This window comes from Streptomyces sp. NPDC050121, from assembly GCF_044460385.1.
Taxonomy (GTDB): domain Bacteria; phylum Actinomycetota; class Actinomycetes; order Streptomycetales; family Streptomycetaceae; genus Streptomyces; species Streptomyces soliscabiei.
Map to the genome: position 1 here is coordinate 224063 of NZ_JBITJV010000007.1, position 22491 is coordinate 246553.

The window sequence follows — 22491 nt, forward strand, 5'->3', positions numbered from 1 at the left end:
CCACTCAGATGGGAAAACGAGAAATGACGGACCACACGGCGGCCCCGGCGGCCTCCTCGCGCTCGGAGCGCTTTCCGGCCGGGACGGACCGCGACTACCTGATGCTCATCGACGGCGAGTGGGTCCCCGCCTCCGACGGCGAGACCTTCTCCTGCCTCGACCCGTACGAGAACCGTTCCTGGGGCCGCGTCCCCGCCGCCACCGCGCAGGACGTCGACCGGGCCGTGCGTGCGGCCCGGCGGGCCTTCGACGAGGACGGCTGGTCCCGCACCCCCGCAGCCCTGCGCGCCGGCCTGCTGCGCAAGCTCGCCGACCTCATCGAGGAGCACGCCGAGGAACTGGCCTTCATCCAGATCCACGAGAACGGCAAGCTCATCAGCGAGATGCTGCCCGGAGCGCGGGCGATGGCGGCCCACGCCCGCTACGTGGCGGGGCTCGCGGAGAACCACCACGGCTCCACCCTCCCCGCCCACCCCGGCTTCACCGCATACACCGTGCCCGAACCGGTCGGCGTCGTCGCGGCGATCACTCCGTGGAACTCACCGCTGACCCTGCTGTCGTGGAAGCTGTTCCCCGCGCTCGCGGCCGGGTGCACGCTCGTCATCAAGCCGTCGGAGGTGACCCCCACCTCCACCCTGCGCCTGGCCGAACTCTGCGAGCAGGCCGGCTTCCCCAAGGGCGTCGTCAACGTCGTCACCGGCTTCGGACAGCCCACCGGTACCGCGCTGACGGGCCACCCCGGCATCGACAAGATCGCGTTCACCGGCTCCACAGCGGCGGGCAAGGCCATGCTCAACGCCGCCGCACCCCGCATCGGGCGGGTCACCCTGGAACTCGGCGGAAAGTCACCCAACATCGTCTTCGCCGACGCCGATCTCGACAACGCCGTGCACGGAGTCATGGGCGGCATCTTCGCGGCGACGGGTCAGACCTGCATGGCAGGCTCCCGGGTCCTGGTCGAGGACAGCGTGTACGACGAGTTCGTCGACGCCCTGTCGGCGGCCGCGGACAAGCTGGTCCTCGGCGACCCGCTCGACCCGGCGACCGACGTGGGCCCGCTCGCCTGCCGCAACCAGTTCGACAAGGTCCTCGACTACATCGACATCGGACAGTCCGAAGGGGCGCGCCTGGCCGCGGGCGGTGTCCGGGACACCTCCACCACGGAGCTGGCCCGCGGCCTCTTCGTCCGGCCCACCGTCTTCGCAGGCGTCGACAACTCCTCACGGCTCGCCCAGGAGGAGATCTTCGGGCCCGTGGCCAGTGTCGTGCGGTTCAGCGGCGAGGACGACGCGGCCCGGCTCGCCAACGACATCGACTTCGGTCTCGCCGCTGCCGTGTGGACGCGGGACATCGGCCGCGCCCACCGCATGGTCAAGCGACTGCGCGCCGGCACGGTCTGGGTCAACGCCTACCGCGTCGTCCACTACGCCGTGCCGTTCGGCGGGTTCAAGCAGAGCGGCATCGGCCGCGAACTGGGCCCCGACGCGCTCGACGACTACACCGAGACCAAGTCCGTCTGGATCGACGAGGGCAACCCGCAGATGTTCGGCCGCCACTGACATGCGCCACCACGAAGAGGGAGTTCCGGACATCGTGCTCGAACACAAGAACTTCTACATCGACGGCGCCTGGTGTCAGGCCTCCGGCGATGAGACGACCGAGGTGGTCAACCCGGCCACCGAGCAGGTCATCGCCACCGTGCCCGCCGCCTCCGCGAAGGATGTCGACGCGGCCGTCGCCGCCGCCCGCGCGGCGCTGACCGCCTGGTCCCGCACCACCCCCGCCGAACGCAAGGCCTTCCTGGACCGGCTCCACCAGGGCCTGGTGGAGCGCGCCGACGAGATCGCCGCGACCGTCACCGCGGAGATGGGCGCGCCGCGGCAGCTCTCGGCGAGGGTTCAGGCAGGGCTGCCGATCGCGGTCGCCGAGTCGTACGCCCGGCTGCTGGAGACGTACGAGTTCGAGGAGTGCATCGCCACCTCGCTCGTCGTCAAGGAGCCGGTCGGCGTGGTCGCCGCCATCACCCCGTGGAACTACCCGCTGCACCAGGTCGTCGCCAAGGTGGCGGCCGCCCTGGCCGCGGGATGCACCGTCGTGCTGAAGCCGTCCGAGGTGACCCCGCTCAACGCCTACCTTCTCGCCGAGATCGTCGACGCCATCGAACTCCCCGCCGGCGTCTTCAACCTCGTGCCGGGCATCGGGTCCGTCGCCGGTGAGGCGCTGGTCGTCCATCCGGACGTCGACATGGTTTCCTTCACCGGATCGACCCGAGCCGGAAAGCGCATCGGCGAACTCGCGGCGGCCACCGTCAAGAAGGTCGCACTCGAACTCGGCGGCAAGTCCGCCAACATCATCCTCCCCGACGCCGACCTGGACTCCGCGGTCCGCGACGGGGTGGCCAACGTCCTGAGCAACTCGGGCCAGACCTGTACGGCGTGGACCCGGATGCTCGTGCACCGCGATGCCTACGAGCGTGCGGTGGAACTGGCCAGGGAGGCGGCCGAGAGCACGGTGGTGGGCGAGCCCGCCGACGAGCGGACCCAGGTCGGCCCGGTCGCCTCGGCGGCCCAGCGCGACCGGGTGCGCGCGTACATCGTCGACGCCGTCGGCCAGGGTGCCCGGCTGGTGACCGGCGGTGTCGAGCCCCCGGCCGGCCTGCCCATCGGCTACTACGTACGCCCCACCGTCTTCGCCGATGTCACCGAGGACATGACCATCGCCCAGGAAGAGATCTTCGGCCCGGTCATCGTCCTCATGCCGTACGCGGACGAGGAGGACGCCCTGCGGATCGCGAACAACTCCCTGTACGGCCTGTCCGGCGCGGTGTTCTCGGCCAGCGAGGAACGCGCCGTCGCCTTCGCCCGCCGCCTGGACACCGGCATGGTCCACATCAACGGCGCACGGTTGAACCTGCTCGCGCCCTTCGGCGGGTACAAGCAGTCCGGCAACGGCCGTGAACTGGGCGTCCACGGGCTGGAGGAGTTCCTCCAGCCGAAGGCACTGCAGCTCCCCGCACCGGCGCCCACAGGAAGGACGGCGCCATGACCGACTCCGCTCACCCCGCCGCGCGGGGTTTCCTCTCCGAGATCTGGGACTCCCTGGGAGGGGAGAAGGAAGCACTGGACCGAGTGCGGTTCGAAGGACACGGGGCATTGCGGTCGCCGTTCGCGGTGACCGACCTGGCCGCGGCGTCGTTCGCCGCAGCAGGGCTGGCCCTCAGCGACCTCCTCGCCACGGTCGGCGGCGAGGGACCGCGGGTACGGGTGGACCGGATTCTTGCCAGCGGATGGTTCGATCTGCCGGTCGGCCCTTCTCAGCCCCTCGACCCCTCGGCGCGGCAGCCCGTCTCGCACACCTGGATGTGCGAGTTCCAGACGGCCGACGACCGATGGCTTCGCATGCAGGCGACGTTCCCGACGCTGCGTTCCCGCATCGCGCGCGCACTCGGAACGAGGGAGGACCGGGGCGAGTTCGAGTCCGAGATCCGCAGGCATCCCGCGGAGGACGCCGAGCGGCTCCTGGTGGACGCGGGCGCGGCCGTCGCGGTCAGTCGCTCGGTCGAGGAATGGCGACGACACCCTCAGGGCCGGGCCGTGGCCACGGAACCCATCGTGCACATCGAGACCGGTGAAGCGGGCGGCGACGCCTGGCAGCCGACACCGGGACGTCCGCTGGCCGGCATCCGCGTACTCGACCTCACCCGGGTCATCTCCGGACCGATGGCGACTCGGTTCCTGGCGGCCTGCGGTGCCGAGGTGCTGCGCCTCGACCGACCCGGCTCCGACGAGAGCAGCGTCTTCGGGCGGGGCAGCGACATCATGCTGGGCAAGCGGTGGGCGTTTCTCGATCTGCGGACCGAGGACGGCCGAGACCGGTTCCTTAAGCTGCTGTCCGATGCGGACGTGCTCGTCCACGGATACCGCCCCGGGGGCCTGGACAGCCTCGTCGCCCCGGAGGTCCGGGCCGCCGTACGACCCGGCCTGGTGGAAGTGGCGCTCAACGCCTACGGCTGGACGGGGCCCTGGAAGGACCGCAGAGGCTTCGACACCCTCGTCCAGTTCAGCAGCGGCCTCGCCGAGGCGACGACGGCCTGGGCCCTCGCCGACCCGGAGAACAGGACACCGATCAACGCGCTCGGCAGGCTCGTCGGCGCCGACCGGCCCCGGCACCTGCCCGTCGAGGCACTCGATTTCGCGACCGGATACCAGATCGCCGCAGCCGCGATCCGGGGGCTGACGCACCGAGTGACGACAGGCGAAGGCTCTGTCTCCCGTCTCTCGCTCGCCCGAACCGCCGCGACGCTGATCAGTGCGGGCCACGTCGCCGAGGAACCGGAGATCCGCCTGCCACTCGACGGACCGTACGAGGACCGCGTCTTCGTCAGCGGTGACGGCCGCCCGGTGAAGCGGCTCCAGTTCCCCGTCGCGATCGAGGAGACCCCGCTCTTCTGGGAACGGCCCTTCGAGGCGGCAGGCTCCTCTGCCCCGATGTGGTCCGCCTCGGGCTGACGGCGACCGGACTGGCCCCGGCCGTAGAACAAGTGCCGCGGTCAGGGCACTGCCGTCCCCGGGCGTCGTGGCGGTGAGTGCACAGCGTCGAGTAGCCGATCCCCGAAACGGTCAGCCGGGTTGTGACCGCTTCACGCGTGGGAAGAGACGTTCGACCGCGGCCACCACTGCGGCACGGCGAGCGGCGACGGACGGGTCCGCGGCCTGTTCGGCGGCGGCGCCGATCTCGGTCTGAGCCGCCCACGTCGTGGCGATCTGGTTGACCAGGGCGAGGACATCGACCGGGTCCCATGCGGGGTCGAGCTGTCCGGCCTGCTGTGCCTGCCGGAGCTGGTCGAGCTTGCGGGCGATGGCCGCCCTTGTGGGATCGGCGCCGGTGTCGACGACGGCCGAGTCGGCCAGTTCGAGGCGTCCCCAGGTGATCAGGCGGTGGTGATCGGGGCGGGCCGTGAAGTGGTCGAAGAGACGGCCCGCGTAGCCGGGCAGGTCGCCCGGATCCATTTTGGTGGCCTCCGCGAGCTCGGTCAGTTCCTTGGCTGCGATGTGGCCGTAGAGCGCCTCCTTGCCGCGGAAGTACGCGTAGACGCGTTCTTTGCTGGTCCTGGCCTGCTTGGCGATGCGGTCCACCCGGGCGCCGGCGATTCCGTGACGGGCGAACTCGTCCGTGGCGGCGGTGACGATTCGTTCACGGGTTGAGTCGGCGCCTTCCGGGGCAGCGGGCTCGGTGGTCGGGTCGGTGGTGGGACGAGGCATACGACCAGGATAAGCGGCCGAACTGTTTGGTTTGGCATTGCAGGCGACTGGCGCTTACACTCAAACCAAACAGTCTGGTTTGACGATGGCCCGGCTGACAGCTACGTATGGAGAAAACTCATGCACCACCGCAACCTGGGCTCCCAAGGCCTTCGCGTTTCCGCGCTCGGACTCGGCACCATGGGGATGACCCTCGCCTACGGCTCCTCGAACGAGGAGGAGAGCATCGCCACCATCCGTCGTGCGCACGAACTCGGGATCGACTTCTTCGACACCGCCGAGCTGTACGGCGTCGGCACGGGCAGCAATGAGATCCTGCTCGGCAAGGCTGTGAAGGACTTCCGTGACGAGGTGGTCCTGGCCACCAAGTTCGGTTACGACATGACCGCGCAGCAGATCGGTGCCGGGTTCGACAGCCGCCCGGAGAACATCCGCAAGGTCGCCGAGAACAGCCTGCGCTACCTGCAGACCGACTACATCGACCTCTTCTACCAGCACGTCTCCGACCCCGAGGTGCCGGTCGAGGAGGTCGCGGGTGTCGTCGGCGAACTGATCGCCGAGGGGAAGGTGAAGTACTTCGGCCTGAGCAACGTCGGCCCGCAGTACATCCGCCGCGCCCACGCCGTCACCCCGGTCACGGCTCTGCAGTTCGAGTACTCGATCTTCGAACGTGAGGTGGAGGAGAAGACCCTGCCGGTCCTGCGCGAGCTGGGTATCGGCCTGGTGCCCTACTCCCCGCTGGGCCGCGGCTTCCTGACCGGCGTGGTCAAGCCCGCCGCCGAGTACCCGGCGGACGACATGCGCAGCTGGGACGAGCGCTGGCAGGGCGAGAACTACACGTACAACCTGCGCGCCACCGAGCAGCTCAAGAAGCTCGCCGCCGCCAAGGGCATCACCACCGCCCAGCTCGCACTGGCCTGGCTGCTCGCCCAGGGTGACGACGTGGTTCCGATTCCCGGCACCCGCAACGCCACGCGCCTGGAGGAGAACGCTGGCGCCGTCGATGTCGAACTCACCGACGCAGACCTCGAGCACATCACGACGATCCTGCCCCAGGGTTCCGCGGGCAGCCGCTATCCGGCCGCCATGCTGGCCGCCATGTCGACCGACTGACGCTCCAGCATTCGGACTTGTCGCTGGCCCAGTACCCGCCCTGTCGGATACGCGACCAGCGACTTCCGGGCCGCCGCACTGGCTGCCGAGGTGGGCCGCCCCGGCCGGCTCGGTCACCTCATGGAGGCGGTTGGTCCGCCAAGTTCATCGGCGAGGACCTGGCCGACTTGGCCACCGGCGTCGACCGCCCGGCCTGCCACGCTTCTCGCCGCGCACCGTGATCGCCGGAGGCTTCCAATGCCTCCGCTGCCACGGGAGGGCCTGACGGACGGTGACCGGGGTCGACCTCGGTCACGGCCACCCTGGCTCGATCGTCATCGGTGGTGTGCCCGGCGCGGTGATGAGTTCGCTCCCTGTCGCTCGGGCATCATGGCACGTCCTCGATGACGGGTTGGACTGTGCACATCGCCTGACGCCGGTCAGGCCAGGCCCGCGCCTCCGTCCACACTCAGGAACGCGCCGTGAACGAAGGCGGCGTCATCGGAGGCGAGGTAGGCGACGGCCTCGCCGATCTCGCGGGGGAGACCGAACCGACGTGCGGGAAGGGCGTCCAGGATTGCGGAGGCACGGGGGTCACCGGCGATCGCGGCCTGTACCTCTTCGGGCAGTACGGGGCCGGGAGCAACAGAGTTCACCCGCACGCCTGACGGGCCGTACTGCTTGGCCCATGCCTTGGTGAGGTTGTTCAGCGCGGCCTTGCTGGAGGAGTAGGCAGCCCTGTCCGGTGCCGCTTTGTCGGCGGCGAAGGAGCTGATGTTCACGACCGCGCCGGAGCCCCGCTCGATCATGGCCGGAACGAGCGCGGCGACCAGGAAGAACGGCGCCTTGACGTTGGTGTTGTAGACCGTGTCGAAGACGTCCTCCGCCGTGTCGACGGTGAAGCCCTCGGGGAAGACGCCCGCGTTGTTGACAAGGATGTCGATCTGGCCGGTGACCGCTCGGGCCTGCTCGGCCAGGGCCCGGGCGCTGTCCGCGGACGCCAGGTCGGCCGCTATGAAGTCGGCCTTTCCGCCGGCTTCGCGTATTCCGGCGACGGCTTGTTCGCCGCGCTCGGCGTTGCGGCCGGAGACGATGACATGGGCGCCGCGCTCGGCCAGTGCGTCGGCGATGGCGCGGCCGATACCGCTGGTGGATCCGGTGATGAGTGCGGTCTTGCCGTTCAACGGGGTGGACATCGGTACTCCAAGCTGTTGGGAAACCGGCGGTCAATTGTGGAACTGAGTGTCACAGTAGCAATGATTAGTCGATTATGAAAATGAGAGTCGGGTATGAAAAAAGCAGCGTCCAGGCGAACTGGCGCTGCTGTGGGTCGGTCTTTCTGCGGCCTAGTTGGCCTGGGTTCCGTCACCTTGTCGTGGGCTGAGTGCGGCGAAGGCCTGGTCCAGCAGATCGACGAGGTCGAGGTCGCCGTCGGAGGCGGTCCAGTAGTCGAGCGCGATGTTGAGACAGGCCAGCGCCGCGGCTGCCTTCACCGAGATGTCGAGCGTCACGAGCTGCGGTGAATCGGTGCGCTCGGCAAGGGCATTCGCGAGAGCGGGCAGCCATCCGCGCTGCTTCTCCAGCTGGCGGGCGCACAGGGCGGGGGTGTCGAGGACGAGCCGGGTCGTCGTCAGGGCCCGGTTCGGGTCCTGACGGTAGTGCTCGATGACGGTGTCCAGCCCATTACGCAGCGCCGTCCAGTCGTCTTCGTCGGCCGGGCGGGCGCGAACGGCGTCGGCGACCTGTTCGCCATGAGCCTCGAAGACGCTGAGGACCGCTTCTTCCTTGCTGCCGAAGTATCGCAGGAAGGTGCTGCGGGAGACCCCGGCCGCAGTGGCCAGGTCATCGAGAGTGACCTTCTCGAACCCTTCGCGCAGGAACAGGTCGAATGCCATCTGGGCCAGTTCGGCCCGTACAGCGGCGCGCGCGATGTCCCGGGTCTTCGTGCGTACGCTTGGCACGCCCACTCGCGCAGTCATCTCTCACTCCCAGCATCGCGTGTCGGTTGCCAGTATGACACTCAGTTTCATGGCTTAGCTGTGCGGACTCGAGGCATCCATGCCGATGCAGTGCTGGACGGCGGCGGGATGCCGATGGCGACGCACCGCTGCGGTGGCACGCTCTGGCCGGTCTGGCCGGTCCGGATTGGTGCGGGAGAACCAGTCGGTACGGGAGGCGCCGACCCCGCCCGAGACCACGATCGCGGCCTCGGTTGGCTCGGGGCGGTCGGCCAACTCGCGCAGAGTGCGGCCAGAAGTCCTGGTGCCGATCGTCTCGTCGGAGAAGACCACCGCGAGGGGCTCTACCGCACCGGCGGGCGGGCGGTTCGAGGCCAGTTCGTGGAGATCCGTCACGGACTCCAGAACCCGGCATGTCCCGCAGATCGATGATGGCGTCATCGGCCCCGTCGCGTTGCGTCCCGGCATGCACAGCAAGCTCTGTCGACGCTGGGCGACGGCAGTTGTCCGTCGAGTCACCGCCACAGGACCATGACGGCGGATGCGGCGACACCGACGACGATGATGAGTGTTCGCAGCCCGGCGGGTGGCAGGCGGCGGCCCGCGCGGGCACCGATCAGTCCGCCGAGCGTCGATCCGAGCGCGATGAATGCGGCAACGGACCAGTCGACCTTGGTGGCGGCGACGAAGACCAGTGCCGCAACCGCGTTGACGATCGCGGCCAGGACGTTCTTGGCGGCGTTGAGGCGGTGCAGGCTCTCCCGAACGGAACAGCCCAGCAAGCCGATCAGGACGATCCCCTGTGCGGCTCCGAAGTAGCCGCCGTACACGCCCGCTGCGCAGACTGCCGCCCACAGTCCCGGCGGCCCGTGCCCGGGCGTCCGCGTGCGCCGGTCCAGGCTGCGGCGCAGGTAGGGCTGGGCGAGGGTGAGTGCACAGGCGGTCAGGATCAGTACGGGCACCGCTGCCTGGAACGTCCGGGCCGGCAGCCTGAGCAGGAGCAGTGCTCCTGCCAGCCCGCCCAGGGCGGAGGCCGTGGCGAGGTGGGCCAGGCGGCGGGCCTGGCCGCGCAGTTCACGCCGGTAGCCCCAGACGCCGCCGAGCACTCCGGGCACCAGTCCGATGTTGTTCGACACATTGGCGAGGACGGGCGGATAGCCCAGAGCGAGCAGAGTGGGGAAGGTGATCAGGGTTCCGGAGCCGACCACCGCGTTGAACGCCCCGGCTGCCGCGCCGGCTGCGGTGATGGCCGTAGCCGCAAGGAAGTCCACTACTGCCTCTCCGTGTTTCACCGGCCCACGGCCTGCGGGCCGCGCACACGGCTTGCCCGCGCCTGCCGTTTTTGGCCGGCGCGGTGTGGACGTGCCGGCGCCCCCGGTCAGGGGGACCGGGGGCGCCGGATTGTCGGACGGTTCAGGAAACGATGACGGGCTGCTCGGTCGGGGAGGAGGTCCTGCCGAGGCGACTGTCGTCAGGGTCTTTGTGGAAGGAGCCGCCCTTCATGATCGCGGAGATGTTGTCGCGGTTCTGCAGCACGGTGATGTCCTGCAGGGGGTCCCCGTCGACGAGGATCATGTCGGCGAGGAAGCCGGGCCTGATCTGCCCGAGTTCGTCGGGCATCCGCATGATCTCGCCACCGAGTTTCGTCGCGGCCAGCAGCGTTTCCATCGGGGTGTAGCCGAGTAGGTCGACGAAGTGCTGCAGGTCCCGGGCGTAGGTGCCGTGCGGTGTCCAGGCAAAGCCGTAGTCACCGCCGGGCAGGACCCGGATGCCCCGCCTGCGCATCTCTTGCAGCCCTGCGATGGCGCACTCCAGCTCGTGCTTGTAGCCGGCCGCCTCGGCCGCTTCTGGCGGGTAGCCGAAGCCGGCGGCGTCATGGAGGGTGGCCACCAGCCAGTTCAGGCCCGGGGCGACGAAGACCTCGTCCTTCTTCGCCTCCAGCATGTCCATGCCCTCGTCGTCGATGAAGCTGGCGTGGTAGACGATGTCGACGTTGTTGCGCAGCGACATCTTCACGCTCTCGGCGGAGCGGGCGTGCGTGCACACCCGCAGGCCGCGGCGGTGGGCTTCGGTGGTCACGGCCAGGACCTCTTCGTCGGAGAAGTAGTTGTCCTCGGCGTGCTTGTTGCCGGTGATCTCCTCGCCCGACATGCTCAGCTTGACCAGGTCGGCGCCGTAGGCGACGTTGCGGCGGACCTGCTTGCGCATTTCCTCCGGGCCGTCGGCGAAGGCGGTGATCCCGTCGACGAGCTCGCCGCCGGTGACGGCGATCTCCTGACAGTTGGCCAGGTATCTGGGACCGGGAATCAGCCCGTCGTTGATCGCGTTGCGGATGACGACGTCCAGCCGCGGCTTGGCCGCTGCCGCGCCGACGCACATCGTGTAACCGCAGTTGAGGTAGGTCAGGGCCGACTTGGCCGAGAGCAGGGTGTGTTCCTCGACGCCCAGACGGCCCAGGCCGGGAAGATCCGCAGAGTCGATCCAGGAGAAGTGCGTGTGGGCATCGCACAGGCCGGACATGAGGAACTGCCCACTCCCGTCGACGACGCGCACACCGTCCCGGGACAGGTCACCGCTGCCGCGGCGCACCTCCGCGATGCGCTCGCCGCGGACGAGGACCTCTCCGTCGAACGGCTCGCTGCCGGTCGAGTCGAAGACACGGACGTTCGTGAACAGGATCGAGGTGTTGGGTGACATCCTCGTCACCTTCCTTTCAAGCGGCTCTTGCCATGGTCAGCGGGCGAGGAATTCCTGCAGTGCGTAAGTGACCTGGTCGGCGGCTTCGACGGTGTGCCAGTGGCCGACCCCGTCGAGGACCTTCAGGCGGGCCTTGGGCAACAGGGAGAAGATCGCGTCATTGACGGCGACGGGGCTGGTCTTGTCCTCGCTGCCCGTCAGCAGCAACACCGGCGCCTTGATGCCGGCGAAATCCGGCTCCTCGGCGGATGCGAGGGCCTCGCAGGCCAGGGCGTAGCCCTCGGGGTCCTGTCCCAGCAGCAGCTCCCTCACCATGGCGGCGGCCAGCGGCCGCTCGGTGCGGGTCGTCTCAGAGGTGGCCACGGACACGATGGCGTCGGCCACGGCCGACATGCCGCCTTCCCGCACCGTGCGGGCCCGGGCCAAGGTGGCCTGCCGCGCCTGCTCGCTCTGGGCGCGCACCGGCCCGAGCAGGGCCAGCCGGGTGACCCGGCCGGGGTGCGCGGCCGCGAAGTGGGACGCCACCAGGGTCCCCATGGAGTGGGCCACCACTGCCGTCTCCTGGATGCCCTCGGCGTCCAGCAGTGCCACCAGCTCCTCCACCCAGTCGGCGATGTTGGGGACACCGGCGCGCGGGGAGCGTCCGTGCCCGGACAGGTCGTACCGCAGCACCGTGTGGGTCTCGGCGAGCGCGGCGGCCTGCTGGTCGTAGACGGTCGTGGCACCGCCCAGGCCGTGGATGAACACGACGGGCGTTCCCTGCCCGCTCTTCTCCACGAACAGCCGCGCCGCACCCGCCGACTGCAGACGGTCGCGGCCCGGTACCGGGCCGATGACGTTGGTCAGCTCGCCGAGGCCCGGCGCGGACACGACGACGCGGTCTCCGGTGGTGAGGTACTTGGGCGGGTCGAAGCCGATCCCGACACCCACCGGGGTGCCGGTGGCGATCACGTCGCCGGGCTCCAGCGTGATGCCGGCCGACAGCGTTTCGATGATGGTCGGCACATCGAAGATCAGCTGAGAGGTGTTGGCGTCCTGGCGCAGCTCGTCGTTGACCCGGGTCTGCAGCTGCAGATCCTCGATGTCGATCTCGTCCGCGCTCACCGCCCACGGGCCCATCGGGCAGAACGTGTCCAGGGACTTGCCGATGAACCACTGCTTGTGATCACGCTGCAGATCCCGTGCGGTCACGTCGTTGATCAAGGTGTAGCCCCACACGTACCGCAGAGCCTCTTCGCGCGAGACCTTCGAGCAGCGGCGCCCGATGATGATGCCGATCTCACCTTCGTAGTCCAGTGCGGAGGTGAGATCGGTGTGGGGATCGACCACATCTCCGGAGGCGATGACCGACGCGGCGGGTTTGGTGAACACCACCGGGTGCTGGGGGATGTGCTGCCCGTCGGCCGACCCGGTGGCATCGAACCCGCTGCGGGCGAACTCGGCGGCGTGTTCGGAGTAGTTGCGTCCCACGCAGAAGACGTTGCGGTGCGGCACCAGAGGCGCAAGCAGTTTGCCGTCCGCGGCCTGGCCGTCGACCTGCACACGTTTCCCGGCCGCCGGCCCGGCGGCGATGATCTGCTGCAACTCCGTGATCCACTCGCCGGTGTCGGCGAAGCGGACCGCTCGTGTGGTCCCCTGCTGGTCCACCGCGCACACGCGCACGCCGTCAGTGGTGTGAATCCGTGCGTACCGCACCGGCCCTCCAACCAATTGGAACCAATCTTGGCTATCGGTTCGTATCGGTGACCTTAAGTACGTGTTTCGCGTCGGTCAATGACCTACCGGCCGGTAATTGGTTTGGGGTGGTGCTAATATTGGTCCGCATTGGTTTGGCGAGGAGGGGACATGAGCCACCCGGTCGGCCCAACGGCCAGCGTTCTCAGGCACATTCAGCGGCACGTAGTCGAAGCCGGACTCAAGCCCGGTGACCGTCTGCCCACTGAACGTGACCTGGCCACTGCCGTCGGTGTGGGGCGCGCAGCGGTACGGACCGCTCTGGAGGACCTCGAAAGTCGCGGCATCGTCCTGCGTCACGTCGGGCGGGGCACCTTCCTCGCCCCCGACGGGACCGCAACCCCCGAAGGCCACGATCACCCCAGCCCGTCGGAGATCATGACCGCCCGCATGGCCCTCGAACCCGAACTCATGCCGCTCGCCGTCCTGTCGGCAACCGGCCCCGACGTCGCCGAGATGGAGCGCTGCCTGCGCGGCGGAGAGCAGGCTGCCACCTCGGAGGAGTTCGAACGATGGGACACCTCGCTGCATCACAGCTTCGCCCTGGCCACACACAACGCGGTCCTGATCAACGTCAGCTCGCTGCTCGTGTCAGCCCGACGCCAGCCCGTGTGGGGCGGCCTGAAGAAGCGAACCTTCGACGCCCAGCGTCACCGCTGCTACTGCGACGAGCACGAGCAGATCGTCGCCGCCGTCAAGGAACGGGACGCGGAAGCCGCACGCGAGGCGATGAAAAGTCACCTACGGCACGTCCGCCGCACTCTCCTCGGCGACGCCGAGTGACTCGACCGTGGCCGTTGCCTGAGCTCCAATGCGTCGCCTCGTCGGTCAGGTCCGTGTTGCAGGAGAAGGGACGAGGTCACGGACAGGAGTTGCTTGATTCGGGTCTGGGCGTATCCGTTGGGTCGCAGCGTAACTGCGCTGCGACCCAACGACGTTCGCGCTCCGGGTGCCGCTACTTCAGCACCGGGGACGTCGACCCAGGTCCTGCTGCCGTCGCGCATCGGCACCCGCACCGTCGACTGGACGCTCTCGTACCGGGCCGGACGGTCATGGGCGAGCCAGTCGTGGTTGACAAGGGGAGGTAGTCATGCCAACTCCGAAGGCCGGTAGCCCCGTTGCGGGGTTGCGAAGACGGTAATGGGGGGGGCGGGCTGCTCCCCGCCGTGTGGGGCGGTGCGCATGTGGGGAGTCCAGGACGGCCAGCTCTCCGACCAACCGCCCGCTGCGGCAACGGCCGTAACATCGTGGGGGCCGATGGCGTGATGACGCTGGGTGATGCGGTTACCTACCTGGCGGGACCAATACGGCCGGCCATGGACATGCGCCTCGACCCGCAACCGGCCATTGCCATGGTGTCGCCCTGGTGGCAGGACTGCCTCCGCTCGTCAGGCAGGCGAGGCGCACATGCCTCGCTCATATCTGGCGTGCCGGTACGTGGGCTGATGCAACAGCTCACGTCTGTGCATTGAATCCCGTTCATACGGGGGAGGGCACGAGGCGCTGCTCGGCCCAGATGATCTTGCCGTCGCGGGTGTGGCGAGTGCCCCAGCGTTCGGTGCACTCGGCGACGAGGAAAAGGCCCCGGCCGCCCTCGTCGGACAGGCGTGCCCGGCGCAGATGCGGGCTCGTACTGCTGCCGTCGGAGACTTCGCAGATCAGCGACTGGTCCTTGATCAGCCGGAGCCGTATCGGGTCGGCGGCGTGACGGATGGCGTTGGTGACCAGTTCGCTGACCACCAGCTCGGTCACGAAGGCGGACTCCTGAAGCCCCCATGCCGTGAGGCAGTCGGAGGCATGCTTGCGAGCCTCGGCCACGGCAGCCGGATCACCGGGGATCTCCCAGGAGGCGACATGGTCCTGGTGGAGGGCCCGGGTGCGAGCGATGAGCAGTGCTATGTCATCGGCCTGGGACTCGGTCCGCAGTGTCTCCAGGACCGTGTCGCAAAGAGCTTCCAGCGTGGGAACGCGACGGGCCAGGACGCGGCAGAGCGTATCGAGCCGTTCATCGATGTCGTGCTCGCGCGTCTCGAGGAGCCCGTCGGTGAACACGGCCAGCAGGCTGCCTTCGGGCACCGTGATGTCGGTTGCCTCGAAGGGAAGGCTGCCCAGGCCGAGCGGCGGGCCGGCAGGCAGGTCGAGGACGTGTGGGGTGCCGTCCGGATGGACCAGGATCGGGGCGGGATGGCCCGCCCGACTTATGGAGAAGGTGCGGGAGACTGGATCGTAGATCGCGTACAGGCAGCTCGCTCCGACGTCCCCGGAAGGCTCGCCCATGTCGCCGGCGCTCTCGGAGCTCTCCGCCTCACGCTCATACGCGGCGTGGGTCACGATGTCGTCGAGGTGGGTGAGGAGCTCGTCCGGAGGCAGGTCGACGTCCGCCAGCGTCCGCACGGCGGTGCGCAGGCGCCCCATGGTGGCGGCGGCGTTGATGCCGTGCCCGACGACATCGCCGACTGCGAGGCCGATCCGTGCGCCGGGCAACGGAATCACGTCGAACCAGTCGCCGCCCACCTCGGCATCGCCGCCCGCCGGCAGGTAGCGGGCGGCGATTTCCACCGCGGCATGGGGGATCGGGCTCGGGGGCAGCAGGGCGCGCTGAAGCGCCAGCGCGATGCCGCGTTCGCGCGTGTACCGGCGGGCGTTGTCCACGTGGAGCGCGACCCTGGCGACCAGGTCCTCCGCGAACGCCAGATCCTCGAGGCTGAAGGGCTCCGGACATGCGGCATGGCGCAGGAACAGGACCGTACCCAGGGTCGTGCCCCGGGCGCGGATCGGCACTGTGATCAGCGAATGCGCCCCATACCTGCGGCACAGGTCCGCGCGTACCGGATCATCGGCGAGCCAACCGACGATCTCCGGGTCGGTGATGCCATGCAGTTCGGCACGGCCAGTGATGACGGAGCGGGTGACAGGAGAAGACGATAGATGGACCTGGCTCTGGCCGACGGAAAGTGCGGCCTCCCCCGCCCACTCGTAAACAGACCGGTTCGCGGCCCGGCGCAGCGCCGCACCACGGCCGGCGAGAACGGGACCGGGCTGCTCACCCTGGAAAACGGCGTCGAACAGGTCGACGGTGACGAAGTCGGCGAAGCGGGGAACGGCGACCTCGGCCAGTTCCCGGGCCGTCCCGGCCACGTCAAGGGTGGTGCCGATGCGGGTCCTGGCCTCGCTCAGCAGTTGTAGCCGTTGCCGTGAGTAATGCTGCTGGGTGTAGTCGTACACCGCCAGGCTCACCGCACTCACCTCGCCGGCCGCGTCCTTGAGCGGGAAGAATTGGGCGACCCAAGGGTGCGCCTTGCTTCCGGGCGGTGTACTGACCTCGTGCTCCATGTAGTCCGGCTCACCGGTCTTTGCCACCCGTAGGACCCGCCGCTCGGCTTCCTCGAAGGTCGGCCCTTGCAGGAATTCGGTCAGGTGCAGGCCGCGGACTTCGTCCTCGGGACGGCCGATCACTTCCGCCATCTTCTCGTTGATCCGCAGCAGCCGACCATCCCGATCGTAGATCACCAGAGCGGTGGGGTACTGGTCGAACTCCCGCCGCATGAGCGCTTCTTCCTTGCGGGCATCAGCATTCTCCGTCACCACGCCGGTTCGCTCGGTGGTCACGGCTGTGAGTGCAAAACCGACCTCCCGCTCACCGTCCTGCAGCAAACCCAGACGCGCCTCCGCACTGAGCCCCCGTCCCTCCCGGTCACGAAATCGCGTGCCGTCCTCGGAGAGCAACTCGGCCACGGGCCTGCCGATGACTTCCGCAGGGGCGTATCCGAGCAGTCGCTGCACCGCGGGGCTGCAACAGGTCACGCGGCCGCTCGGGTCCGTCATGACGACGACGGCGGACGTGTTTTTGTCGGCGCCAGGCGGTCCAGGAACGAGCCGATCGAATGTGACACCCATGATGATCATCCTGACCGTTTTGCCGTAAGTGTCATAGCCTACGATGGCCCCGAACGCGTCTGCCGACAAGGCGGGCTCCGGCTATGGCCCGTGCGCTGTCGGTGCAGGCGGGTCGGTGCCCGCCGGGATGCGGCGTGCCAGGGTCCTACCTCCGAACTGCGGGGCGGTTGCTGCGGCGCCCGCTGCCGTGGCCCACGCGCGTCGGTCGTGGGTCCGGAAGGCCCGTCGACGGCCGCCCGCATCGACCGCCGGGTACGCCGCGCGCGGGCGCGGCGTAGGCAGTGCAGGTCCGTTCCCGCCCACTGCACAGCCTCCCCGAGTTCGGACTTCTGCCCGAGTCGAGCATCCTGCGCACCCGGCAGGAGTGGGAGGCCCCGCCCGGATACCTCAGGTGCCGCCCCGCTCGACTGCCACGGGAACAGCCGCTGACCTGGACACTGGTCCCGGCGGTGGCTCCCCCTGGAAGCACGCCATGAGGAGCGTGCGTCGCCCTGGCGCGGAGGGTTTTTGTCGACATCGATCCGGCCCGCTGTCATCCGCCGGCTGATCGACCAACGGGCGGCGCGCCCCACGGCATCGAGTGGAGCGCCGTCCGTGCTTGCGACTCGGGTACTCCGATCCGATCCGTCTTGTTCAGCGCGGGGCGATTGCGGCGAAGGCTTCGTCGAGCAGGTCGTCGAGCAGGTCGTCGAGGTCGCCGTGACCGTCGGAGGCGGTCCAGTGGTTGACCGCGATGTTCAGACAATCCACTGCGGCGGCGCGCACCAGTGGGCCCAGGGTGGGAGGCCGTGCCGGGTCGTCGCGTTCGGCGAGCGCCTGTGCGATGGCGGGGCGCCAGCCGTTCTGCTTCTCCTGGCTTCGGGCACACAACGCGGGCGTCTGCATGATCAGCTGGGACATTGCGAGTGCGCCGTCGGGGTCCTGGCGGTGGGGCCTGATGACGGTGTCCAGTGCGCGCCGCAATGCCGTCCAGTCGTCTTCGTCGGCGGGCCGGGCCCGTACAGCATCGGCGATCTGCTCGCCCTAGGCGTCAACGGCGCTGAGGACGGCATCCTCCTTGCTGCCGAAGTAGCGCAGGAAAGTGCTGCGCGATACTCCGGCGGCCGCGGCCAGGTCGTTGACGGTGACCTTCTCGAAGCCCTCGCGGCGGAAATGGCCGAGCCCCGGCCGCAGCAGGACTGTCGACAGTTGCACGCCATGGCACTGCAGCACGTCTGCAGCGCAGGGGAAACCCGCCGACCTCGCCAGGCGCCGTCCTCTTGCCCGACGGCGCCGCCTGGATCAGCAGTCAGCCGTGGCCCACGACAGAAGCGTGAGCCCCCGCAGCCGATATCTCGCATCGCGATTCCCACTTCTACCCATGGAAACGAGGCATGACCCATGACCAAGACCCTCGGACTCATCGGTGCCGGCCACATCGGCAGCGCGCTGGCCCGTCTCGCCGTCGTCGCCGGCCTCAATGTCGTACTCAGCAACTCTCGCGGCCCCGAGACCCTCGCCGACCTTGTCGCCGAACTCGGCGAGCACGCACGCGCGGCCACACCCGCCGAGGCTGCACAGGCCGGTGACCTGGTCGTGGCGACGGTCCCGCTGAACTCCTACCAGCAGCTCCCCGCTGCCGCCCTGGTCGGCAAGACCGTCATCGACACGATGAACTACTATCCCGAGCGCGACGACCGGATAGCGGAGTTGGATGCCGCCGAGCAGACCTCCAGTGCCCTGGTGCAGAGGCACCTGGCCAACTCCAACGTGGTCAAGGCCTTCAACAACATCGACTTCGTGCGACTGTTCACCTCCGCCCGGCGCGCCGGCGCCGACGACCGCAGTGCCCTGCCCATCGCCGGCGACGACGCGCTCGCCAAGTCACAGGTGGCCGAGCTGTTGGACGTGCTGGGCTACGACGCTGTCGACATAGGAACCCTTGCCGACAGCTGGCGCAGCGAGCCGGGTACCCCCGTCTACGTCCAGCCGTACCTGCCCGCACAGCCCGAAGGGCTGACCGATGCGGAGAAGTGGCACTGGTTCTCCGAGACCTCGAGCCTCCTGGTACCGGCAGACACAGTGAAGGAACTGACCGGTACCGCCGTACGGCGCTCCGCAGGCGATGCCCGCGCGACTCTTGCTCAGGACTGAGCCCGGCTCAGGAGAGTCGGACAGGCAGCTTGTCGAACGCGACCAGACCGTCGGTGCAGACCTCCAGCAGCTCACCGGCGAGCTCGACCGAGGACCGCTCGGCGATGAAGCAGAGGTTCCGGCTCGAATCAGGCGGTCAATTGCAGTCGAACTCGGCCATCAGGTTCGGTCGTTCGGCGAACAGCTTGAATCCGGCACCGATGAGGTAGGCGGGGTTCGGGCCGCCCGACATGTACAGCAGCACCGTGGTCTCCAGGATCGACGTAAGACGTTGGTGCATCCTGCCTCGTTCGGCAGCGGCGCCGGACGGTGTTCCGCACCCTTCATTTGTCGTGTACTGAAACTGTTTGCTGTTGCGCGAGTCGCCGAGCGTCAACGGCCATTGAGATGCCCAGATGGGTGGCCGAGGCGAGGCAGGCGCCGGCCCAGAGGCGAGGAGTGTCTGCAGTTCGCAGACCAGCTGATCGACGAGCTGGCGAGCCGTGCCCGGTCTGAGGGCCTGCAGTTGACGGGTGGGGGCGGGCTGCTGCAGCAGCCCTTGAGGCCGAAATCACGATCACCTCGACCATGACAAGCACGGTCCGGCGGGCAAGGACGGCGGCAACTCCCGCAATGGCAAACGCTCCAAGACGGTGCTGACCGACGTGGGGCCGGTGGCGGAGGTCTACCGCGCCGACGTGTCCCGGCAGATCATCTCCACCATCACCGACAATGTCCTCAAGGACATGGCCGAGTGGCAGAACCGCCCTCGGGCCAATACCTTCATGGCGCGCGCTCTACGTCTGGGCAGTCAAGGAAGCAGATGGAGCAGGCGCGGATGGCCGCGGACCGTCGTCCCGAGAGCGGACAGCGCAAGATGGTTGTCCGCTCTCACAGCCCACCCCGGCGCCTGCAGCACGCTACGGACGACCACTCCGGGCCGGTCTTCGGGCGGTTGGACGCGCGGGCCGTGCCTTAAATATCCCGGCGGCTCCGGCGACCAAGAGACAGCAGACGACCGGGACGATCAGGGCGATTCGGAGAGTCGTGACCTGGGCGATGAATCCGATGAGAGAGGGTCCTGCGAGAAGCCCGCAGTACCCGAACGCCGCCACCCTCGAGACGTAGGTCGAAGAGTGGCGTGGATCTACGTTCCCGGCCACGGAGAACGTGAGAGGCACAGTGCCCGCGATGCCGAGCCCCGCGAGGGTCCAGCCCAGGATGGCCATGGGCGCGTTGTTGCTCAGGACGGCCAGACCGAGTCCTGCTGCGGCCAGAATGGTGGCGGCCCGGCAGTACTTGTCGGGGCCGACGTGCGCGACGACCCGGTCTGCGATGACGCGCACGCTTATCATGCCGACAGAGAAGGCCCCGAAGGCGAGGGTGGCCACGTTGGGCGCGGCTCCGATGACGTTGCGCAGGTACAGGTTGGACCAGTCGTAGGCCGCCCCTTCGGCGGTAAACAGCGCGAAGGCGACCAGTCCCAGCACGATGATTCGCCTGTTCCTGAGTGCCGGCTGCCCCGCGGGTTCGTCTTCGGTGCGGGCGGGGCGGGGCGCAGCGGGTAGCCAAGGGGCCAGGCACAGGCTGAGGGTGGCGGCTGCGGCCGCGGTTCCGACGAGCAGCCACCTGACATCGATACCTGCCTGCAGCACGACGCTGCCCAGGAGTGCCGCTAGCAGACCCCCGGCTGAGAACCAGGCGTGGAAGGAGATGATGACGGGTCGGCCGATCTTGCGTTCGAGCGCCACGGCCAGGGCGTTCTGCGAGGCGTCGAAGGTGCCGCTGCAGGCGCCAAGGACCACAGCGGCCGCCAACAGCTCAGGCCAGGTGCCAGCAGCGGCCGGTCCGAGAGCCGACAGGCCGAAGGCCGCACCTCCACAGATCAGGATTCGACGTTCACCGAAATGCGACATCAGTCGTCCCGAGACGGACATGGCCGAGAGCGAGCTCAGTCCGAGGACCAGCAGCGTCAGCCCTACCTGCCCGTAGGAGAGGGGCATCCTGTCCTTGATCGACGGGATTGACACGGCCCACACTCCGAGCACGAAACCCAGGGTGAGGAAGTTGGACGTCAGAGCGACGCGTTGCTGCGACAACGACGGCATCGGCTTCTTTCTGGAGAAGGGAGTGAGGCGGGCGGCCAGAGATTTTCGGCGCTCGCGGCGGGGGAAGCTCTCATCGCTCGCGTCACTGAGGGTGGTCGCGTGGCGGACCGCCTCGGCGACCGCGGGGGAGACGGTCGGGATGAAGACGCTGGGGATGATGTAGTTGGCGTTGAGCTCGCCGGGCTCGACCCGTGCCTGCGATGGCGATGGCGTTTGCCGCGGCGGTCAGCATGGTGTCGCTGATGTGAGCATTGGGGTAGTCGCTGCGGCCGGTGGCCACCACCACGGCGTGCCGGTGGGCGGCAACGGGGTGCACCTCGGGCACCGGGTTGGCCAGCGCAAGCACCACCGCGCGCGGGGCCATGGCGGCGACGTCGGCCTCGTCGAGCAGGTTCGGCCCGGAGACGTCGATGAACACGTCGGCGTCGGCCGGCGCCTTCTTCCGATTGCGCTTGATGGTCAGGTGGCGTACGTCGGCGGGGTTCTCGGCGATGGCCGGGCATACCCGCGCTACCCCCGGCGTGTACTCGCGGGACAGGTCATCCCGGTGCCGCAGCGGCACCTTGGGCGTCACCTCGATCTTCCCTCCCAGGCGCATCGGGAAGGTCCGGTCGGAGACCTCGACCACGGTGCAGTCCGGTAGGGCGGCCGGCGCTTTGGTGATCGCCGCGCTGCGACCGGCGTTGCAGCTGGTGTCGACGACTAACCGCTCCTCGGTGGACTCGGCCACGTCAAGGGCGGTGATCGCCCCACTGGCCTCGGCTACCGCCTGCGACAGGCGGGCGATGGCCATCGGCGCGGTCGTCGTCTCGACCCGCACGGTGATCGAGCAGCCCGGGCTGGTGGCTACTCCTCCGCCCGACCGTGCCAGCGCCTGAGCGGGGGGCGCGACAGCGGTCGCTGGGGTCGACTGGTCGGCTGCTTGCGGTCCGGCGAAAGCGGGGCCGTCGGTCTCGGCCCGGGGAGGGGGAGAGGTCATGGGGTGGTCCTCGGGAGGCAACTTGGTGAGTACTGCACGCTGGGCGGGCCGGCCCCGGCGTCACCTCAGCGGCACGGGCCCGTCGCTCAGGTGATCAAGGATCCGCAGCCAACTGGCCCTCTTCGTGAGCCGAAGTGGCAGGCGGTAGGTGGGTAGCAGCCGGTGAGGGCGTGGCGAGACGGCGGGTTGGGCAGAGGACTGGGCCCGCTGCCCAGCGGGGCTCGGACATCCGCCGGTGGGTACTCGCCTTGTACGGCAAACCGGGCCGCCACTGGACGAGCTCAAGGACCAATCCCCCGGTCAGTGCGGAAGCAGGTCCCCAGGAGTCCGTCCAGCGGCGGCCCCACCTATGAGATGACTCCGGACAGCGACCGGACGTCGGGACCCTGCTCGAGTCGGCGGCGGCATGAATGTCATCGACGTGGATGATCAGATGCCAGCCGTCGGGTCTGCGGGGCAGGGCGCGGCTTCGGCGGGTTCAGCCTGGTCCAGGTCCGGTACGGCCATGTTCACGTGGTCGGAGGCTCGCCGGCTCGCTTCACGCTGATCATCGTCTTCTCCGTTCTTCACTGCCGATCGTCGTGGACCCTGACCGATCGGCGCCGGGTGTCGTCTTCGGACGACCCTCGAACCGGGCTGACTCATCAGTGAGA

Annotated in this window: 18 protein-coding genes and 2 pseudogenes; 7 read left to right on the forward strand and 13 right to left on the reverse strand. The window is 68.8% G+C overall.

What is annotated here, in order from left to right; all coding sequences use genetic code 11:
- Nucleotides 1-23 precede the first annotated feature (23 nt).
- Genes ACIBTS_RS13745 through ACIBTS_RS13755 form a run of 3 tightly spaced genes read left to right on the forward strand, consistent with a single transcriptional unit; the run spans nt 24 to nt 4508 of the window.
- Nucleotides 24-1559 (forward strand): aldehyde dehydrogenase, encoded by a 1536-nt coding sequence (locus ACIBTS_RS13745; protein ID WP_398684129.1) that lies wholly within the window; start codon nt 24-26, stop codon nt 1557-1559.
- Nucleotides 1560-1593: 34 nt separating this feature from the next.
- Complete coding sequence (locus ACIBTS_RS13750) at nt 1594-3045, forward strand: aldehyde dehydrogenase family protein (protein WP_399319157.1); 1452 nt, start codon at nt 1594-1596, stop codon at nt 3043-3045.
- On the forward strand, nt 3042-4508 hold the full coding sequence (locus ACIBTS_RS13755; RefSeq protein WP_266392555.1) for a CoA transferase: 1467 nt from the start codon (nt 3042-3044) through the stop codon (nt 4506-4508). The genes ACIBTS_RS13750 and ACIBTS_RS13755 overlap by 4 nt, the downstream gene beginning before the upstream one ends.
- A gap of 111 nt (nt 4509-4619) precedes the next feature.
- On the opposite strand, the gene ACIBTS_RS13760 is transcribed toward ACIBTS_RS13755, so the two are convergent.
- The gene (locus ACIBTS_RS13760; RefSeq protein WP_266392552.1) at nt 4620-5261 is read right to left on the reverse strand and encodes a TetR family transcriptional regulator; all 642 of its coding nucleotides are present in this window, start codon (nt 5259-5261) and stop codon (nt 4620-4622) included.
- A 120-nt stretch (nt 5262-5381) separates the two neighbouring features.
- Here ACIBTS_RS13760 and ACIBTS_RS13765 point away from each other — a divergent pair, with 120 nt between their 5' ends.
- The gene (locus ACIBTS_RS13765) at nt 5382-6374 is read left to right on the forward strand and encodes an aldo/keto reductase (RefSeq protein WP_399319159.1); all 993 of its coding nucleotides are present in this window, start codon (nt 5382-5384) and stop codon (nt 6372-6374) included.
- 419 nt (nt 6375-6793) lie between these two features.
- Here the strand turns inward: ACIBTS_RS13765 and ACIBTS_RS13770 are convergent, their stop codons facing one another.
- From ACIBTS_RS13770 to ACIBTS_RS13795, 6 genes are all read right to left on the reverse strand, one after another.
- On the reverse strand, nt 6794-7549 hold the full coding sequence (locus ACIBTS_RS13770) for an SDR family NAD(P)-dependent oxidoreductase (RefSeq protein WP_398684132.1): 756 nt from the start codon (nt 7547-7549) through the stop codon (nt 6794-6796).
- A gap of 150 nt (nt 7550-7699) precedes the next feature.
- Complete coding sequence (locus ACIBTS_RS13775) at nt 7700-8332, reverse strand: TetR/AcrR family transcriptional regulator (protein ID WP_398684133.1); 633 nt, start codon at nt 8330-8332, stop codon at nt 7700-7702.
- Nucleotides 8333-8386: 54 nt separating this feature from the next.
- Complete coding sequence (locus ACIBTS_RS13780; RefSeq protein ID WP_399319161.1) at nt 8387-8707, reverse strand: hypothetical protein; 321 nt, start codon at nt 8705-8707, stop codon at nt 8387-8389.
- Between the two features lie 119 nt (nt 8708-8826).
- Nucleotides 8827-9582, reverse strand: coding sequence for a sulfite exporter TauE/SafE family protein (locus ACIBTS_RS13785; protein WP_399319163.1), 756 nt, complete (start codon nt 9580-9582; stop codon nt 8827-8829).
- Nucleotides 9583-9724: 142 nt separating this feature from the next.
- Nucleotides 9725-11008, reverse strand: a complete 1284-nt coding sequence (locus ACIBTS_RS13790; RefSeq protein WP_399319164.1) for an amidohydrolase family protein — start codon at nt 11006-11008, stop codon at nt 9725-9727.
- 36 nt (nt 11009-11044) lie between these two features.
- Nucleotides 11045-12703: an alpha/beta fold hydrolase gene (locus tag ACIBTS_RS13795; protein WP_399319166.1), complete on the reverse strand. Its 1659-nt coding sequence runs from the start codon at nt 12701-12703 to the stop codon at nt 11045-11047.
- A gap of 150 nt (nt 12704-12853) precedes the next feature.
- Between ACIBTS_RS13795 and ACIBTS_RS13800 the strand changes: the two genes are divergently transcribed.
- Nucleotides 12854-13525 (forward strand): FadR/GntR family transcriptional regulator, encoded by a 672-nt coding sequence (locus tag ACIBTS_RS13800; protein WP_398684138.1) that lies wholly within the window; start codon nt 12854-12856, stop codon nt 13523-13525.
- 696 nt (nt 13526-14221) lie between these two features.
- Here ACIBTS_RS13800 and ACIBTS_RS13805 read toward each other — a convergent pair.
- The 3 genes from ACIBTS_RS13805 to ACIBTS_RS13815 form a co-directional block, all read right to left on the reverse strand.
- Nucleotides 14222-16708 carry a SpoIIE family protein phosphatase gene (locus ACIBTS_RS13805; protein WP_399319167.1) on the reverse strand — a complete coding sequence of 829 codons (2487 nt, stop codon included), beginning with the start codon at nt 16706-16708 and terminating at the stop codon, nt 14222-14224.
- 564 nt (nt 16709-17272) lie between these two features.
- Nucleotides 17273-17602 carry a hypothetical protein gene (locus tag ACIBTS_RS13810; RefSeq protein ID WP_399319168.1) on the reverse strand — a complete coding sequence of 110 codons (330 nt, stop codon included), beginning with the start codon at nt 17600-17602 and terminating at the stop codon, nt 17273-17275.
- Nucleotides 17603-17662: 60 nt separating this feature from the next.
- Complete coding sequence (locus ACIBTS_RS13815) at nt 17663-17833, reverse strand: TetR/AcrR family transcriptional regulator (RefSeq protein ID WP_399319170.1); 171 nt, start codon at nt 17831-17833, stop codon at nt 17663-17665.
- A gap of 186 nt (nt 17834-18019) precedes the next feature.
- Here ACIBTS_RS13815 and ACIBTS_RS13820 point away from each other — a divergent pair, with 186 nt between their 5' ends.
- Complete coding sequence (locus tag ACIBTS_RS13820; RefSeq protein WP_399319171.1) at nt 18020-18772, forward strand: NADPH-dependent F420 reductase; 753 nt, start codon at nt 18020-18022, stop codon at nt 18770-18772.
- A gap of 136 nt (nt 18773-18908) precedes the next feature.
- Here ACIBTS_RS13820 and ACIBTS_RS13825 read toward each other — a convergent pair whose 3' ends face one another.
- Nucleotides 18909-19052, reverse strand: coding sequence for a hypothetical protein (locus ACIBTS_RS13825; RefSeq protein WP_399319317.1), 144 nt, complete (start codon nt 19050-19052; stop codon nt 18909-18911).
- A 162-nt stretch (nt 19053-19214) separates the two neighbouring features.
- Between ACIBTS_RS13825 and ACIBTS_RS13830 the strand changes: the two are divergent.
- Nucleotides 19215-19521: pseudogene (locus ACIBTS_RS13830) on the forward strand (IS256 family transposase); the annotation flags it as partial.
- Between the two features lie 150 nt (nt 19522-19671).
- Here ACIBTS_RS13830 and ACIBTS_RS13835 read toward each other — a convergent pair.
- Together ACIBTS_RS13835 and ACIBTS_RS13840 are read right to left on the reverse strand one after the other, a co-directional pair.
- Nucleotides 19672-20859: an MFS transporter gene (locus ACIBTS_RS13835; protein ID WP_399319307.1), complete on the reverse strand. Its 1188-nt coding sequence runs from the start codon at nt 20857-20859 to the stop codon at nt 19672-19674.
- 96 nt (nt 20860-20955) lie between these two features.
- Nucleotides 20956-21652, reverse strand: a pseudogene (locus tag ACIBTS_RS13840) (hypothetical protein); the annotation flags it as partial.
- Nucleotides 21653-22491: the final 839 nt, after the last annotated feature.

Bases quoted from the DNA above. Each gene is read 5' to 3' on its own strand.
- ACIBTS_RS13745 (WP_398684129.1), top strand. From the start codon at position 24: ATGACGGACCACACGGCGGCCCCGGCGGCCTCCTCGCGCTCGGAGCGC.
- ACIBTS_RS13755 (WP_266392555.1), top strand. From the start codon at position 3,042: ATGACCGACTCCGCTCACCCCGCCGCGCGGGGTTTCCTCTCCGAGATC.
- ACIBTS_RS13760 (WP_266392552.1), bottom strand. From the start codon at position 5,261: ATGCCTCGTCCCACCACCGACCCGACCACCGAGCCCGCTGCCCCGGAA.
- ACIBTS_RS13765 (WP_399319159.1), top strand. From the start codon at position 5,382: ATGCACCACCGCAACCTGGGCTCCCAAGGCCTTCGCGTTTCCGCGCTC.
- ACIBTS_RS13770 (WP_398684132.1), bottom strand. From the start codon at position 7,549: ATGTCCACCCCGTTGAACGGCAAGACCGCACTCATCACCGGATCCACC.
- ACIBTS_RS13775 (WP_398684133.1), bottom strand. From the start codon at position 8,332: ATGACTGCGCGAGTGGGCGTGCCAAGCGTACGCACGAAGACCCGGGAC.
- ACIBTS_RS13790 (WP_399319164.1), bottom strand. From the start codon at position 11,008: ATGTCACCCAACACCTCGATCCTGTTCACGAACGTCCGTGTCTTCGAC.
- ACIBTS_RS13800 (WP_398684138.1), top strand. From the start codon at position 12,854: ATGAGCCACCCGGTCGGCCCAACGGCCAGCGTTCTCAGGCACATTCAG.
- ACIBTS_RS13820 (WP_399319171.1), top strand. From the start codon at position 18,020: ATGACCAAGACCCTCGGACTCATCGGTGCCGGCCACATCGGCAGCGCG.
- ACIBTS_RS13825 (WP_399319317.1), bottom strand. From the start codon at position 19,052: ATGCACCAACGTCTTACGTCGATCCTGGAGACCACGGTGCTGCTGTAC.
- ACIBTS_RS13835 (WP_399319307.1), bottom strand. From the start codon at position 20,859: ATGCCGTCGTTGTCGCAGCAACGCGTCGCTCTGACGTCCAACTTCCTC.